The sequence below is a fragment of the Tatumella morbirosei genome (assembly GCF_000757425.2).
In the GTDB taxonomy this organism is placed as follows: domain Bacteria; phylum Pseudomonadota; class Gammaproteobacteria; order Enterobacterales; family Enterobacteriaceae; genus Tatumella; species Tatumella morbirosei.
In genome coordinates, this window is record NZ_JPKR02000003.1 from 819,982 (window position 1) to 836,804 (window position 16,823).

A 16,823-nucleotide genomic window follows, 5' to 3' on the forward strand; every position below is an offset into this window, starting at 1 on the left:
AACCACCAAAGATTACTGCCGCCAAACGGCGGCAGTAGCGTTATCAGAACTGATAAGACAGACTGACAGAGAAGTTACGTGGTGCGCCGTACACATAGTTGTTCAGATAGCTGTAGTAACTCCGGTCAAACAGGTTATTCACGTTAGCCTGTACCGACACCTGGCGGGTCACCTGATAACGGGCAAACAGACTGGCTAGTGGATAACTGCTCTGGTAAACCCGAACCGTGTTACCGTCAGCCCCGGAGACATCATCAAAGATCCGGTTCTGCCAGTTAAAGCCGCCGCCGACCGTCAGGGCTGGCAGCTGAGGTACATTGTAACGGGCAAACAGTTTGAACGATGTTTGCGGTTCTTCGGGGTTGAAACGACCGGAAGAGTCGGTGGCGACATAGCGCGTCGCACCGAACGTCATTTCCAGGTTATCGGTAACTGTACCGTTCAGCTCAAACTCCACCCCTTTACTGACCGCACCTTTGGTCGCGATATAGGCCTGTTCGCTGCTGTTATTTACAAAAACACCGTTCTCTTCCTGACCGGCATTTTCCTGCTCGATACGGAATACCGCCAGCGTGGCGGTCAGACGGCCATTCAGCCAGTCGGATTTCAGCCCGGTCTCATAACTTCTGCCGGTCACCGGTTTCAGGTACTGGCCCGCACTGGTCCGGTAACTTTGGGGCAGGAAGATCGAGGTATAGCTGGCGTAGGCAGACAGCGTATCGTTAATGTCATACACCAGTCCGGCATACGGAGTAATGTTATTCTTACTCATATCACCACTGGAACCCACGGTACTCCACTGAGTGTAGCGGGCACCGACGATCAGGCTCAATGGATCAGCCAGCGAAAAACGGGCCGCGGTATATGCTGATTTCTGACGAACCACATCATCAGCATTCAGATACCAGCCCTGCCACTCTGGTTCAGGAATATTGCCGTTCCAGTGGTTGTTAAAGGCGCCGATAAAATCAGAAGAAATATCATAATCAACCAGGTCAGTGATCCCATCCTGGCTATAGGTGGCATTGTGCTGGCGGCTGTAGCTGACACCTGCCATTAACTGATGTTCGCGGCCAAACAGGCTGAACGGCCCACTGGCGTAGGTATCTACTGAATTCAGCTCACGGCGACCACGGTCTAAACTTCCCCAGCCCGTCACACCTTCGCCGGTATCTTCGTCAGGGTATGTCATCAAATCCAGCAACTTATCGTTAAAGGTACTAATGGCATGGGTACCATTAATTTTAAATATCCAGCCATTATCAAAGTTATGTACCAGATCGACCAGTATCTTATGAGAATTAGTATTGTAACGGGTCCAGTCAGCCGCGCTGTTCAGACTGCGGCGATAATGGGTAGAATTACCATTACTGTAAAAGTCTGGCAAACCACCCCATGTGGGGTTTCCGGTTTGACTGTCATGATAGTCATAGGCCAGTGATGCCGTCGTGTTATCCCCCAGATCGGCACTCAGTACCCCGTAGAAGAATTTACTGGTTTTATGATAGCGATCCAGCCAGCTGTCCTGATCCTGATAACCGGTGACAATCCTGCCACGAAGTGTGCCTGACTCATTCAGTGGGCTCTGCACATCGGCGACATAGCGTTGATTATTCCAGCTGCCATAGCTGGCGGTAACCGAACCTTGCGGGGTTTTACTGTCGGCCTGTTTTCTGACCATATTCACCGATGCGGCCGGGTTACCGGCTCCGGTCATCAGTCCGGTCGCTCCACGCACCACTTCAATCCGGTCGTAAATTGCAGTATCTGACGCCGCATCTCCGAAGTTCCAGGAATCATTGATCGAGGTAGGAATTCCGTCGTAAGTGAAACTACTGATTTTAAAGCCACGGGAGTAATACTCTGATCGTTCGCTGTCGTTCATATTCTGAGTAATACCGGTAGTATTAGCCAGAACATCCCCTACCGATTGCAGATCCTGATCTTTCATTCTTGCCTGAGTGATAACACTGAAGGATTGGGGAATATCACGTGGGGTCATCAGTAGTTTGGTGCCCGCCCGGGTGGTCTGCACCGTATAGTCGGTCTTTTTAGCCGTGCCCGGTGAATTCCCCAGTGCTGCGGTCACCACTAATTCCGACGGATTATTGCCAACACTTGCGCTTGCTTTGCTGGCAGAAGACGGTTTGGCTTTCGCCATGGCGGTATTATTGCTCGTTGCAGTATCGGGAGCGTTCGTGGTACTGACTGTCGTATTATCGGCGGCATAACCGGCCAATGGCATAATCGCGGCCTGAATTACCAGAGCCAGTAACGATATTCGGAAGTTTTTACTGCGCGCAGAAATAGCGGTAGCTCTCAAAGCCCCACGTTCACTGAAAGACATTGACGATCCCCTGACAAGATTGATTTAGCGGCTTATTGTTTTATTACGCAGAAACAGTGTTTTCCGGTTCTGATGACTATTCAGCCCGTGGATAAAAATAACCCTGCGTGATGTAACGATAAACTTAATGATAATTATTTCCTTTTAGATTTACAAAAAAGTTTCATTTCAAAATATAACTATTTGTGTTTTTTTGCGTAAAATAACAAAGACTAATCCTATCTTAATGATTTAACTCAGTTTAATTTTTAAGAGTTGCTTTACTGACTGCACACGTAGATTTACAACCAGAAAGTTAATGCGTATGCTTCTCATTCTTTTTTTAAATACCATCCGTAAAGGCCTGCACAGCTACGCCTTTTATTCCCATGGAGCTAAGAATGAGATCGTATTTCAGCCCGCGTAAAGCAGCACTGGGTGTTGCCATTGTCGCTACCTTCAGTCTGACTGCCTGCCAGGCACCGGCCAAAAAAGCCACTACTCCGGTGGTGACGGCACCTGCCAAAGCCCCGGTGGATAATGCACTGACTCAACAGGTATTAGGTGATGGCTTGTATGAAATGGCCTGGTCATCTTCTGCCGGTGATATATACGTGGCGAGTGCTCAGAGTTTTAAAAACGTGAATGGTGGCATGCTGTACCGCCTTGACCCACGTACTCTGAAAACGGTTGGCGAAACCCATACTGACCTGAAAAACTTCGGTATGACCACCGATGCCAGCGGCGAAATTATTTATGCGACCAACAGCCTGGATGGCGGCGTCTCTAAAATTGACGCGAAAACCGGGAAAGTACTGCAACGCCTGATGTTCCCGGGTAAAAAAGACAAAGATGGCGATGCGGTTGGCGCACGTGAAATTTTTGAGCACGGCAACGAACTCTATGTCGGACGAGTGGCTGATCCTGGCTTTATTTCCGTGGTCGATACTAAAACCTTCCGCCTGAAAACGACCATCAAAAATGCCGGTAAGTGGGTGACCGGAATTATCTATTCCCCGGCCACTGACCGTATTTACGCCTCCAACGGCGGCGGTGAAATCCTGGTTATTAACCCGCACACCCATAAAATCGAAAAACGCTGGACTCCGGCGGATGGCAAAGAATATCTGTTCCTGAACATGGCCGAAGATCCCTCGACCGGGCGCCTGTTTGTGACTGACGATTCCAAAGCTAAAACCACGCTGGTCTTTGATGAACATACCGGTAAAGTGATTAAACGTATCGACGGCGATGCGTTAGGTATTAAGTTTAATCCGACACGCAACGAGATCTATATCAGTCAGCGTGGGTCGAAAAAAGTACTGGTACTGGACGCCACGACTTATGCGGTGAAACACAGCTGGTCATTCGCGACTCATCCAAACAGCCTGCTGGTCTCTCCGGACGGCCAGACGTTGTACGTGACCCTGAAGCAGGATTTCAACAAAGATATGTCCACCAAAGGACCTGACAGTGTGGTTCGTATCGATCTGAAATAACGGACAAACCGATAAGGCCGGAACAGTATGTTATCCGGCCTTACTTCGTCAGAATGTCAGGTACAGCCGAACTGCACAGGGTATTTCCTGACGTTTATCCCCTGAACCACCGATCTGCCCTCCGATCATCACTGATATCCCTATTACCGGTTTGGTCGATCCGCAGCAGTGCTGCCCTGCGGTACAGCTGTTTCACAGCAAAAATCAATGGCGGCAAACCGTTGGGAGAAGCCCCCGTCAACACCGGTAACACAATACACACTCATCCGATCCCTGATACACCAGCAAAAGGAAGTCTCTGCCGGTGTCCACAGGCACTTTGACCGCTTAAGGGTGAAAGAGTGCGCTGCAGTCCCTGGTCAGCCACCGGCTTGTTAGATAAAGTGATATTTACTCCCCTCTCCGATAATAATATATAAATAACCTGTTAAATAGACTAAGTATTTTAATATTTTTCATTCTTATATTCGTCTTCCGTCGCCGAAAATTTACGGAAAAACAATATGATTACCATCACAAATTCTGATATTTCCTCTTGTTAACAGCAGCACTGAGTTATTAAGTTAACCCTAAGGACGTTACCGGGACTTCCGGGCGAGACCTGATACATGAAATATACTGACTGCCGGTATATTTCATGTATCAGGTTTTTTTTTGCCCTGGAAAAACTTCAACTCTTTGTTACAGGACATCTCATGGACCTTCATGAACTGGCTAAAAATATTCTTTCGGCTGTCGGCGGGGAAAGCAATGTCACACAAGTGGTACATTGCGCAACACGCCTGCGTTTTGAATTGGCGGATGATTCTGTCGCGGATATTGCGGCTCTGGAAAAAATGGAAGGTGTCATTACCACGGTACGGTCAGGAGGACAGTTTCAGGTGGTAATAGGTAACAAAGTTGCCGGGGTATACAAAAACCTGGAAAGTATGCTGACGATAAATAACCCGCAAAAAAAACTGAGCGCCGATAATAAGAAACCACCACTTATCAGTCGTCTGATAGATATTATATCATCAATATTCACCCCGTTACTGGGGGCAATGGCTGCGTCCGGGATTATTAAAGGATTACTGAGCATTGCGTTTGCGAACAACTGGCTGAGTAAAGAAGAATCTTCGGCAGTTATTCTGCAATCTGCCTCAGACAGCCTGTTTTATTTTTTACCTGTCCTGCTTGCAATTACTTCTGCCCGCAAGTTTAAAACTGATGTTTTTGTCTCAGTAACCATGGCCGGGGCGCTAATTTATCCTGATATTGTTAACTTTTATACACAACACACTGCTGTCAGTTTTTTTGGCATCCCAGTGATGATGATGAAATATACAGGTACTGTGCTCCCCGTCATACTGGCGGTCTATGTTATGTCACTTATAGAGAGCATCATAGCAAAGTATATTCATGAGACAATCAGGAATGTCATCTTGCCTTTTATTCTGTTGCTGATTATGGTTCCTCTGACACTGATGACTATCGGCCCCATAGGAATTTATACCAGTGAAGCGGTTGCCGGGGTATTTATCAAAATCTTCGCTTTCAATCCGGTTATTGCCAGTGCGTTGTTTTGTGCCGGCTGGCAGATATTCGTTATTTTCGGAATGCATTGGGCATTCACCCCGGTCATCATTAATGATATTTCGGTGCTGGGACGAAGCACACTCAAGGCATCAACTGTACCCGCCGTTTTCGCTCAATCAGGCGCAGTTCTGGCTGTGTTGTTAAAAACAAAAGATAAAAAACTAAAAACACTTGCCAGTGGCGCATTTATATCATCCGTATTCGGTATCACTGAACCGGCTGTTTATGGTATCACCTTAAAACTTAAACGCCCCTTTATCTGTGCCATCATAGCTTCAGCCGTTGGCGGAGGCATTGTCGGCTACAGTAACAGCGCGGCAATTTCAATGGGTATCCCCAGCCTGGTGACCTTGCCTATTTTTTACGGCGAAGGTTTTGCAGGACTATTAATCGCAATAGCCACTTCTTTTATAATCGCGGCGGTTTTAACTTATCTGGTCGGATTTGAGGAAAACCCTGCGGAAACCAATTCCAGTGATCAGCCGGTTAAAGCGCAGCCGGTCCCTCCTGCCGCCAAGCCGTTAGCGGGTACGATGGATGAAGAGATCGTTTCTCCGATCTCCGGAATCCCAGTGCCGTTGGCAAAAGTTAACGATAAGGTTTTTTCTTCGGGCATTGTCGGTGATGGCATTGCAATAATACCGCAGTCCGGAAAAATATTATCGCCGGTTAACGGAAAAGTGGCCTCGGTTCTTCAGAGCGGTCACGCAATTTATCTGCTTTCAGATAATGGTGCCGGAATATTGATCCACATCGGGATTGATACTATTCAGCTCGGAGGTAAGTTCTTCAGGATTCACGTCTCTGAGGATGATATTGTCCGCAAAGGCGATCTGCTGGCAGAGTGTGAACTGGAAGAAATTAAAAATAGCGGCTTTGACACCATTACCCCCGTCATTATTACTAATTCCGAAAATTATCATGTTGTAACCACACTAAAGAATACTGACGTCGTCATGGGCGATCCGTTACTGTTCTTATCTGCACGTTAAAAGGGATATCTATGAAATACAGTAAACTCAAACCTTTTCCATCTGGCTTTTTATGGGGAGCATCCACTTCCGCCTATCAGATTGAAGGGGCATGGAATGAAGAGGGTAAAGGCCCTTCGGTGATTGATATGCGGCATGAATATCCGCAAGGCACGACTGATTTTAAAGTCGCCAGTGATCATTATCACCAATACAAACAAGATATCCGGTTGCTCTCAGAAACCGGACTGAAAGCCTATCGTTTTTCGATTGCCTGGACGCGCATCTTCCCCGCCGGGGACGGCGAGATTAATCCTGCGGGATTGCAATTTTACCATAATCTGATTGATGAAATCCGTTCCTGTGGTATGGAACCGATTGTGACCCTGTACCATTTTGACCTGCCACAGACGCTGCAGGATATTGGTGGCTGGCATAATCGCAGAACTGTCGATGCCTTTATTCGCTATGCTAATACGCTGTTTACGGAATTAGGCAGCAAAGTAAAATACTGGCTGACAATCAATGAACAAAACCTGATGATTTTACAGGGTAATGCCTTAGGTACGGTTGACCCAAAAGTTCAGAATAATAAAAAACATTTATATCAGCAAAATCACAATATGCTGGTTGCCCAGGCGGCGGTGATGGAAAATCTGCATAAAAATCACCCTGAGGCATTGATTGGTCCTGCACCGAATATAGCCTTAATCTATGCCGCATCACCGAAACCGGAAGATGTACTGGCCTCGGAAAATTATAATGCCATCCGTAACTGGCTTTATCTCGATATGGCAGTGTCGGGCCAATATAATCATCTGGCATGGGCGTATCTCGAGGAGAAAGGCTATCTTCCTGAGATTGAGGAAGGCGATATGGAGATTTTATCCCGCGGGAAACCCGATTTTATCGCCTTTAACTATTATACGACCCAGACGGTTGAAGCCAGCCGTGGAGATGGCCATGATGAGGTTATCCGCGGCGGTAATAAATATTTAAAATCCGGTGAAGACGGTGTTCATCGCGGAGCCTCTAACAACTTTCTTCCCCGCACAGAGTTTGGTACTGAAATTGACCCAGTGGGTTTTCGTAACACACTTAGGGCAATTTACGGCCGCTATCACCTGCCGCTACTTATCACAGAAAATGGTATTGGTGCTTTTGATAAACCCGATGCTGATGGTACGATAAACGACCAGTACCGTATCGATTATTTACGGTCTCATATTGAACAGATGCAGCTAGCGATAACGGACGGTGTCAGGATTATCGGATATACGCCCTGGTCGGCCATCGATCTAATTTCTACCCATCAGGGCTGCTCTAAACGCTATGGGCTAATTTATGTTAATCGTGATGAATTTGATCTCAGGGATCTGAAACGTATCAGAAAAAAAAGCTCATTCTGGTATGAAAAAGTCATCCTTAACAACGGAATTGATGGCATTGATTAATTCTTATTGGCGTGGTGCTTGTTACCACGCCGTACCGACAGTCTGGAATGAGTAACGATGAAAATCCTTAAGATACTGAGTAATAATGCTATTGTCGTCAGGGATGATCATGGTGAAATTTCCGTGGCACTGGGTAAAGGGATTGGTTTTGGGAAAAAGCCAGGAGACAGTGCTGACAGCCGGACCTTTGAGACACAATTCCTTCAAAAAGGAAATAATGTCGACAATGTCTATCAGCAAATATTCAGCAAAATCCCTGATGATATCATTCAGGTGACACGGGATATTGTTGCAATGACAGAGAAAGAGTTTCAGATTCTTTCCCCGCTGTCACTTTTGCTGACCTTGAGCGACCATCTCTATTTTGCAATGACACGAAGCCAGAATAAAATTCACCTCCGAAGTCCCCTCAACTGGGATTTGAAAGTTTTCTATCCTAAGGAATATCAGCTGGCTGAAAAAGCAGTTCAGCTAATCAATACGACTCTGAGTGCTGACCTCCCGGAGGACGAAGCCGCATTTATTTCTCTACATATTATCAGCTCGCATCAGAATGCAAACATTCAGGACACCATGAGTTCGGCAGAATTAGTCAAAGACATACTAAAAATCATTAAAATACAGTTGAAATTACAGTTAAATGAAAAATCTCTGGAGTTCCAGCGTATTGTCACACATCTTAAATTCTTTTCTTTACGGATGATAAATCGTGACTATTTATCAATAGGCGATGATACGATTTATACCGACATCAGGGAAAAACTTACGCTATCTTATCATTGTGCCGAAAAAATAAAACAGTGGATTTCATTACACCACAACTATTCCATGACCCTCGATGAAATGATGTTTTTAACGATACATATAGAAAGATTAAGGGAAAGTTCACTGCGCGGAAATCCATAATATTTTGTATCTATAACGGTTACCATGCTGCAGAGTCTGAAAGCCCACGTTATGAAATTCGATCCGGTTAACGGACAGACTTCTGTATTGTGCCATTACACTGCCCGCCTTAAAAACCACATAACAAGCAGCAATATTAACCTTATGCAAACCCCGCCCTGCGAATAACGATAATTCGTCTTTACACAGGTCGCTCTTGGCCGAAAATGATTATAAATATTATACATAATTTGTGCGGGATTACCGAGAAATTATTCCATCCCAGACCAGTAGATGGTTTTTCTTCATTAATTACATTGAGTTACAAACCAGCGATACATAGCCTGAATTGATATTTCCTGACAGTTTATACAATTATTTTAATAATAATTGTTAAAAATGTGACTTTCCGCACTGATAGAAAACATCGGACAGAACGATAATGAATTCTCATGAAAATCAAGGAAAACGGCTCATTTATGCTTGCATTCATGCTGGATGTTTCCAGTGTGATTACCCGGATAAAAAATAAGGTTATATATTATGGCATTTTCAACGATTAATCCCTACACCGGTGAAACCTTAAAAGAATTTAAAGATGCAACTGACAGCGAAATTACGACGGCTATCAGCCATGCAGACCAGACATTTTCCGATTGGCGGCAGTTAACCATCGCTCAACGTACCGTGGTACTGCAAAAAGCCGCCGATATTTTGCGGGACAAAACGCAATATTTTGCAGAAATTATCACTCTGGAAATGGGAAAAATTATCGGTGAGGCCCGGGCAGAAGTAGAATTATCTGCCAGTATTCTTGAATACTACGTTAATAATGCCGAAAAATTACTGGCTGATGAACCGCTGCCTGTCACGGATCCACAGGAAGGTAAAGCGGTGCTGGTACATGAACCTCTTGGCGTGATTCTGGCCATTGAGCCGTGGAATTTCCCGTTCTATCAGATTGCCCGTATCCTGGCCCCGCAACTGGCGGCCGGGAATACCTTGTTGCTGAAACATGCTTCGAATGTTCCGCAATGCGCTCAGGCTTTTGAACAGTTAATGCGGGATGCCGGGCTCCCTGAAGGTGGCTTTACCAACCTGTTCCTGCCTCATGACAAGATAGAGACTGTACTTAAAGACCCACGGGTTCATGGTGTGGCATTGACGGGTTCAGAAGCTGCCGGTGCCAGTGTAGCGGCCATTGCCGGAAAACATCTAAAAAAATCGACCCTTGAGCTGGGGGGTGCCGATGCGTTTGTGGTACTGGCGGATGCTGAATTAGACAAAACCGTCGACTGGGCAGTCTTCGGCCGGCACTGGAACGCCGGCCAGGTATGTGTTTCGTCAAAACGAATGATCATTCATGAAAAAATCTATGATGCGTTTCTGGAGAAATATACCGCTGCCGTGGCTAAGCTGAAAGCCGGTGATCCGATGGACAGCCAGACGCAACTGGCGCCCCTCTCTTCTCAGCGTGCTGCCGATAACCTGAGAACTCAACTCGCTAAGGCGATTGAACATGGTGCTACCGCCGTTGAAGTGGGGGAAAAAGTTCCCGCCAAAGGGGCTTTTGTACAGCCAACCATTCTGACCAATGTTACTCCCGATAATCCGGCATATTATGAAGAGTTTTTCGGCCCGGTATCTATGATTATCAAAGCCAAAGACGATGACGACGCCATCCGGATAGCCAATGACAGTCACTTTGGGCTGGGAGGTTCGGTATTTACCGCTAATCCGGACTATGGTTATCAGCTGGCGAAAAAAATCATCACCGGAATGGTATTTGTGAATCACCCGACCATGGTGAAAGCTGACCTACCGTTTGGCGGGGTAAAACGTTCCGGCTATGGCCGTGAATTGCTGGGCCTGGGGCTGAAAGAGTTTGTTAACCATAAACTGATCGATATCGTCGATATCGATGCCCCATTCTGACAATAATTCCGCTTTGTCGACTCCCCGGCGGAGGCCGGGGATTAGCCTCCGTTGCCATCAATTGCGTGAATTACCGCCAGTTTTCTGCTTTTTTTGAAGCAGTTGTATCTTTTATCAGCAGTCGGTGCGTCAGGGGGGAAAACTGTTTTGACAAGCCCGCGCCAGCCCGTTACTATGCGCCCCGTCTTCACGACAATTCCTCTGTAGTTCAGTCGGTAGAACGGCGGACTGTTAATCCGTATGTCACTGGTTCGAGTCCAGTCAGAGGAGCCATTTTAAAGAAACCAGATGTCTACGGGCGTCTGGTTTTTTGCTTTTTATCAATTGGTTATCCCCTTCCCCTTGTCTACACTCATTTATTAAAAAATACCCGAAGCTACATCCCTTTGCTGGTAAATATGTTGGTCATGGTGGTTCGATACTTCTTTTACCAACTGCTTCAGATGGCATAATTCAGTCATACTTATGCCGCCGAATGTCCTCTTCCAGTTGTAAAATGCGGCCTGAGAAACCACCACTTTCCTGTGACTTCCTCCATTCAGATGCTTGAATGTGCTTGTTTCAGCACATAAGCGATCTGATCCCCGATAGAATGTGTCTTTCTCATGCCTGATGACCTCATTCAGTGAGAGAAAGAATAGCCAGAAACCCCAATTTACACCGGTGCTGAACAAAAGGAAGAGTTCACTTTTCAGGAAAAACCTGGGGTGTCACTATGCCTGGAGGACAGCTTATTTAACTACAGATGGGATGTACCCGGCATATCGATTTTTCATCTGCTAACTCAATATTGATTTTCTATTGACTGATTATTGACTATAGCACGTTAAAGTAGCCGCCTGGCAGATATAACATTTCTGGTCATAAATTCTGCAAACTTAAATTATCTTATCTGGTACGGCATTACATGAAATAGTTGATAAATCAGAATGCCGGCAACTTCGGAAAATATTTATGTCACTCATTTCAAAAAGGCACCCTAGAGTTTCTCCTCCTCAAACACCCTTTGGACTTTATTTCGCGTTAACAAAAGGAAGTGTTCAGCCACATAAATTCTGGAATTCACGAAATTTTAGATTTAAATTTTTCATCCGATCTATTTTCATGCCGGTAAAAACCTACCAGATCTTAAATTTCATTACTAAGCATTCAGCTTACAATGATCTTCTTCAAAATCAGCCCCGGTTGCCCTGCAGGGTTCACAGGCCTTATTTAAGTACAGCACTTTCAGTCACTGAAAAAGCGGAGGCTATTCTTTACCATTACAAAGAAATTATGCAACTCCTTGGTGAGGATAGATTCAGGCAGCATATTGGTCCTGAAGGACTCTGTCTAAGCCGGTTTGCAGGAAAGGACGGACAATTTTTTACCCTTCAGCTTGTCTCAACGTACAGGCTGGATAAAGAAGGTGAGGCCAGTATTATTTTGCGTAACAGTTGTGGTCAGATGTTGGCGGAGATAACGTTTGTGCTTTGCATTCGAAATAAAAAACGTTCATTAATCATCGGCGGCCTGCAAGGCCCTAATGGAGAAAATACGCAAAGGCTTGTTCAGCAGGCGACTAAGAATTTATACAGTTTATTTCCCAAGCGTCTGGTTCTGGAATCTCTGGTACAAACCGCAGAACTGTTCAACATCAAGAGCATGATTGCTGTGTCTAATCAGCTTCATGTTTACCAATCGGTCCGATACAAAAACAGAATTAAGCATATGCATGCAGATTACAATTCTTTCTGGGAAATGTCCGGCGGTATTTTGTGCGAGGACGGATTTTATTCAATACCCCTTAACATTGTCAGGAAAAGTTTGGAAGACGTGCCCAGTAAAAAACGTGCAGAATACAGACGCCGGTATGAACTCATTGATGTCGTAAGAAGCCAGACATTTTTGACGCTTACCAGGAAAATATCCTAACTCTTAACTCTACACTAGTACTATTTTGAATTTATAAGTAGCACCCGCCGCTTAAGACAACGCGGCGGACCGTGGGCTATTTTAAGTCCGACTAACCCGCCCTTTAGTTCCTGAAATCGTATTGATATTTCCTGCCAGGTATATTCCACAAGAGGCAGTTAGAGTCAGCAACATAAAGGTCATTTTTTTTCCCTGCTGCTTTTTTATCAGGGATAACGTTGTCTTAACTCCTCCGGTCAGCCCTTTTAATGGCCACTCGGAAAAAATCCGTATCGTGATTGGAGTCATTATTTTCAATCCTGTATGAAGAAAAGAAATTCACTACCCTCATCCACTGCAGATATTCTTCAGGATTAGATTTATGCACCGTATAATTATCCTCCTGTATTTTATGGTATAAGCCGGATCAGTCTGGCAGATTGTAGACAAAAAACTGTACAATCTCTTCTTTATCTGTGAGGGCTTCCCGGTACAATGTTTGTCCTTCAGACATAATTTAACTGCGGCATAAACCGTTTCAGGTAAAATTACCATATGTGATAAACGTCTTAACTAGCGGGCGAATGATAGCAGAAAATCCTGTGTGAATTAAAATACTCTACCGACGTTTTAATTAAATGAAATTTCTGGATTCTCGAGGCTATTTATTAGAAGCCTGCTCGCCCCCCCTTACGATGCTGCATAATGAAGCTGGAGCGGCCCAGAAATTTAGCTGTTTATGTGTATTTTCTCCTGCTCTCCCACTCAAGAAGATAAGTCATCAGTGCCGGGAGTAGAGTAAGCGTAAAAGCGGTAGCGGCAACCAGACCACCAATAATCGTGTAAGCCATCGGCCCCCAGAAGACCTGGCGTGCGATGGGGATCATTCCAAATATTGCCGCGCTGGCTGTGAGTATTATAGGCCTGGCGCGATGGGTAGCAGCTCGACTGACAGCGTCATTAATGCTCATCTGCTGGCGGATATTGTTGTCAACCTCGCAGATCATGATGATGGCGTTCCTGATGATCATTCCACTCAGGGCAATCACGCCCAGTATGGCGACAAATCCCATGGGCGTGCCAGTTGGAACCAGTGCAGCTACCACACCTATGAACCCGAAGGGCGCCATCAGGGTAGCCAATATCACCCGCGAATAGCTCTGGAGCTGTAACATCATCACACCCAGCATGCATGCCAGCGTGACGGGCAGAACGTTAAAGAGTGAACTGTTACCTTTATCGGCGTCCTCTGACTCGCCTCCTTCGGATATATGGTAATCGTCCGGCAGCTTCTGGTTCATGGCAGCTATTGCTGAAGCAAGGCTGGCAGAGACATCATCCGCATTCTGCCCAGATGCCACGTCTGCCTGTACGGTAATAATTGAGGCACGATTGCGACGCTCGATCAATGGCGTTTCCAGTCCCCAACTTACGGTGGCAACCTGAGCAAGGGGAACATTTATGCCGCTACTATTGCGAATGAGCATGCTGGCAAGACTCATGGTGTCCTGCTGCTCCCCTTCTCTGGGGCGCAGTACAAGGTCTGTAAGCCGATCGGCACTACGCACACGTGTGATCACCGCGCCACTATAATACGTTCTCAGCGCCTGAGCTATCTGAACACCAGACAGACCTGCAAGCCGTGCCTGCATCTGGTTAACTTTGATTGTAATTGCACGCTGAGGCTCACCTGAAGTGAGGTTAATATTACGTATATCACTGTGATTACCCAGCTCTTGCATAAGACGCTGCGCGATTTTCCGGACCTTTTCGCTGTCGGGCCCCTGCACACGATATTTAATTGGCCAGCCCACCGGCGGCCCCAGTTCAAGTGGTGAAACACGGGTAACATAAGCACTGTAGCGTTTGTCGAGCAATGCCGTCAGACGACTTTGCAGGTCATGACGCGATTCGAGGCTGCTGGCAACCAGAACCAGCTGAGCCCTGTTTTCCGCATCAGACTGAACATCCATCGGCAGATAAAAGCGTATCGCACCTGTGCCGATATAGGAGGAATAGCTGCTCAGACCTTTTTCATTTTCCAGTTCCTTTTCAAAGGATTCCACAATGCGCATCGTTTCCTGCTGTGTTGAGCCCTCAGGCAGAGTGAAACTGACAAGCAGTTCGGGCCTGTCCGAAGACGGGAAAAACTCAGATTTCAGCCACTGTACTAGCCATATTGAAATCAGCAGCAGTAAAACTGAGCCGCATATAATCAGCAGCCTGTGACGCAGAGTATAGTGGAGTAAGGATGCATACCCCCGCCCAAGCCGCCCTGGTTTGTGACCTTGCTGCCTGAGTTGTTTTGGCAGAATCCAGACGCCACTTAATGGAGAAAAGAGCGCTGCCACAACCCATGAACTCAGGAGCGATATGAGTACCACGACAAAAAGTGAATAGCAGTATTCCCCGGCAGCCGACTTAGCAAAACCAACAGGTATAAATCCGGCGATCATAACTAGCGTCCCGGCCAGCATTGGGAAAGCGGTTGTAGTGAAAGCGCTTGCAGCGGCCTTTTTAAGCGACTCGCCACGCTCAAGGCTGGATACCATCGACTCGATCGTTATCATGGCATCGTCAACCAGTAGCCCCAACGCAATGATAAGTGCGCCCAGTGAAATCCTTTGTAATCCTATTCCAGCCAGATACATGCCAGCAAACGTCATCGCCAATACAACCGGAATAGCAACGGCGACAACCAGGCCGGCGCGAAGCCCCAGAGAGACGAATGAAACTGCCAGAACGATTACGATGGCTTCGGCCAATACATGGATAAAGCCCGAAACGGCATTTTCTACTACTAAAGATTGATCAGCGACGCTGCTTATCGTAACACCCACCGGCAGTCGGCTGCGAATCTGCTCAATTTTCGCACCCAGCGCCCTGCCAAACTCAAGCATGTTACCGCCAGCGGCCATTGCGATGCCGATCCCAACGGCAGGCTTTCCGTTGACGTGAAAAACAGGACGGGGCTGCTGCGAAGGTTCAATATCAATATCGGCCACCGATGTCAGAGGAAAAGTTTTTCCCCCAATCGTCAGGACTTCACCGCGAAGGCTTTCAACAGATGCCACCACACTGTCGACCGCAATATCAATGATATCTTTATCTGTGCGGAGAACGCCCGCCTCGGTTACTGAGTTCTGCGCTCGCAGCGCTTCGATCAGTGATTCAGACGTAATGCCCATCTGCGCAAGGCGACGTTGTGAGTAGCGAAGGACAATCTGGTCGTCCTGAGTACCCAGTAACTGAGTCAGTCCAATTCCAGGCACAGTTAGCAGCGTTTTCTGTATCTCCTCCGCCTGACTTGTGAGCTGCCTGTTGCTGTATCCCTCAGCCGTAATACCGAGTATGGTGCCGTAGGTCGCGTCATACTCATCGTTGACCATCGGCTCACCAACGCCGTCTGGCAGTTGCAAGGAAAGATCGTGCATTTTTTTACGCAAGAGCGCCCAGGTCGGCTTAACCTTATCAGCGGGCGTTTCATCTCTGAGATTAACGGTAATTTCTGTACTTCCACGCCGCGTCTGGCTTTCAATGCTGTCGATGTAAGGCAGCTCCTGAACCGTCTTTTCAATTTTATCTGTAACGTGATGGACTATGTCATCAGGGGACGCGCCTGACCACTCGGCGTTAATAATTGCCGTTTTGATAGTAAACGCCGGATCCTCTTCTCTCGGCATGGCCTGATAGCAAATGTAGCCAATCGACATGATAAGCAGAAGCAGGAAGCTGACGATTTGCTGATGTTCTATCGCCCAGGTAGAGAGATTAAATCTTCCCGGTTTCATTTACTGGCCCCCCATCCTGTGAGGTAATTTTCATGCCCGGAGTCAGTCTGCTGACCCCTGCCGTTACAATCTGCTCACCTTCTGAAAGTCCGCCGGACACCGCAGCGGTATCGCCGCTGTAATATTTGATCCTAACCACGCGAAGCTCGAGAGTTTTCATCTTAGGTGAAACCACATAGACAGCAGTCCGATCGCCTTTACGTGTCAGCGCAGCTGCAGGGATAACGTAGACGCGGTCACTATCCTGAATGACCGCACCAGTAAGCACCGAGCCGAGCGGCACAGCAACATCCTTTTTATCAAGCGACGCTTTCACTGCTATCAGTAATGTCTGAGGATCGCTCTGCGGGCTAACAGTCAGGACAGTTGCACGGGCAATTTCGCCATTTTCAAATTCAACGCGTAGCTTATCCCCTGCATGAAGTGACCCACTGAATGCCGGAGGAAGATTCATAATAAGTTGCTTATTTTCATCGCTGGCGAGCTGCATA

The 16,823-nt window shown here is 46.7% G+C and carries 9 protein-coding genes and 1 tRNA gene; 7 read left to right on the forward strand and 3 right to left on the reverse strand.

Features of this window, described 5'->3' with window-relative positions; translation table 11 throughout:
• Nucleotides 1–43: 43 nt before the first annotated feature.
• Nucleotides 44–2,347, reverse strand: coding sequence for a ferric-rhodotorulic acid/ferric-coprogen receptor FhuE (fhuE, locus tag HA49_RS06680; RefSeq protein ID WP_245610164.1), 2,304 nt, complete (start codon nt 2,345–2,347; stop codon nt 44–46).
• 380 nt (nt 2,348–2,727) lie between these two features.
• Here fhuE and HA49_RS06685 point away from each other — a divergent pair, with 380 nt between their 5' ends.
• The 7 genes from HA49_RS06685 to HA49_RS06715 all read left to right on the forward strand — a co-directional run bounded on the left by HA49_RS06685 (nt 2,728) and on the right by HA49_RS06715 (nt 12,562).
• Complete coding sequence (locus HA49_RS06685) at nt 2,728–3,825, forward strand: YncE family protein (protein WP_038021374.1); 1,098 nt, start codon at nt 2,728–2,730, stop codon at nt 3,823–3,825.
• 695 nt (nt 3,826–4,520) lie between these two features.
• On the forward strand, nt 4,521–6,395 hold the full coding sequence (locus tag HA49_RS06690) for a beta-glucoside-specific PTS transporter subunit IIABC (protein WP_038022621.1): 1,875 nt from the start codon (nt 4,521–4,523) through the stop codon (nt 6,393–6,395).
• An 11-nt stretch (nt 6,396–6,406) separates the two neighbouring features.
• The gene (locus HA49_RS06695) at nt 6,407–7,828 is read left to right on the forward strand and encodes a glycoside hydrolase family 1 protein (RefSeq protein ID WP_046791705.1); all 1,422 of its coding nucleotides are present in this window, start codon (nt 6,407–6,409) and stop codon (nt 7,826–7,828) included.
• 57 nt (nt 7,829–7,885) lie between these two features.
• Nucleotides 7,886–8,734, forward strand: a complete 849-nt coding sequence (locus HA49_RS06700; RefSeq protein ID WP_038021376.1) for a PRD domain-containing protein — start codon at nt 7,886–7,888, stop codon at nt 8,732–8,734.
• 522 nt (nt 8,735–9,256) lie between these two features.
• Nucleotides 9,257–10,648, forward strand: a complete 1,392-nt coding sequence (locus tag HA49_RS06705; RefSeq protein ID WP_038021379.1) for an NAD-dependent succinate-semialdehyde dehydrogenase — start codon at nt 9,257–9,259, stop codon at nt 10,646–10,648.
• 197 nt (nt 10,649–10,845) lie between these two features.
• Nucleotides 10,846–10,921: transfer RNA gene (locus HA49_RS06710), tRNA-Asn, on the forward strand.
• Nucleotides 10,922–11,602: 681 nt separating this feature from the next.
• Nucleotides 11,603–12,562: a VirK/YbjX family protein gene (locus HA49_RS06715; RefSeq protein WP_038021381.1), complete on the forward strand. Its 960-nt coding sequence runs from the start codon at nt 11,603–11,605 to the stop codon at nt 12,560–12,562.
• Between the two features lie 716 nt (nt 12,563–13,278).
• On the opposite strand, the gene HA49_RS06725 is transcribed toward HA49_RS06715, so the two are convergent.
• Nucleotides 13,279–16,332 (reverse strand): efflux RND transporter permease subunit, encoded by a 3,054-nt coding sequence (locus HA49_RS06725; protein ID WP_038021385.1) that lies wholly within the window; start codon nt 16,330–16,332, stop codon nt 13,279–13,281.
• Nucleotides 16,313–16,822: an efflux RND transporter periplasmic adaptor subunit gene (locus HA49_RS06730; protein WP_038021387.1), complete on the reverse strand. Its 510-nt coding sequence runs from the start codon at nt 16,820–16,822 to the stop codon at nt 16,313–16,315. The genes HA49_RS06725 and HA49_RS06730 overlap by 20 nt, the downstream gene beginning before the upstream one ends.
• Nucleotide 16,823 lies beyond the last annotated feature (1 nt).

Excerpts from the sequence above, each read along its gene's own strand:
- fhuE (WP_245610164.1), bottom strand. The coding sequence starts at position 2,347 with ATGTCTTTCAGTGAACGTGGGGCTTTGAGAGCTACCGCTATTTCTGCG.
- HA49_RS06685 (WP_038021374.1), top strand. The coding sequence starts at position 2,728 with ATGAGATCGTATTTCAGCCCGCGTAAAGCAGCACTGGGTGTTGCCATT.
- HA49_RS06690 (WP_038022621.1), top strand. The coding sequence starts at position 4,521 with ATGGACCTTCATGAACTGGCTAAAAATATTCTTTCGGCTGTCGGCGGG.
- HA49_RS06695 (WP_046791705.1), top strand. The coding sequence starts at position 6,407 with ATGAAATACAGTAAACTCAAACCTTTTCCATCTGGCTTTTTATGGGGA.
- HA49_RS06700 (WP_038021376.1), top strand. The coding sequence starts at position 7,886 with ATGAAAATCCTTAAGATACTGAGTAATAATGCTATTGTCGTCAGGGAT.
- HA49_RS06705 (WP_038021379.1), top strand. The coding sequence starts at position 9,257 with ATGGCATTTTCAACGATTAATCCCTACACCGGTGAAACCTTAAAAGAA.
- HA49_RS06715 (WP_038021381.1), top strand. The coding sequence starts at position 11,603 with ATGTCACTCATTTCAAAAAGGCACCCTAGAGTTTCTCCTCCTCAAACA.
- HA49_RS06725 (WP_038021385.1), bottom strand. The coding sequence starts at position 16,332 with ATGAAACCGGGAAGATTTAATCTCTCTACCTGGGCGATAGAACATCAG.
- HA49_RS06730 (WP_038021387.1), bottom strand. The coding sequence starts at position 16,822 with ATGCAGCTCGCCAGCGATGAAAATAAGCAACTTATTATGAATCTTCCT.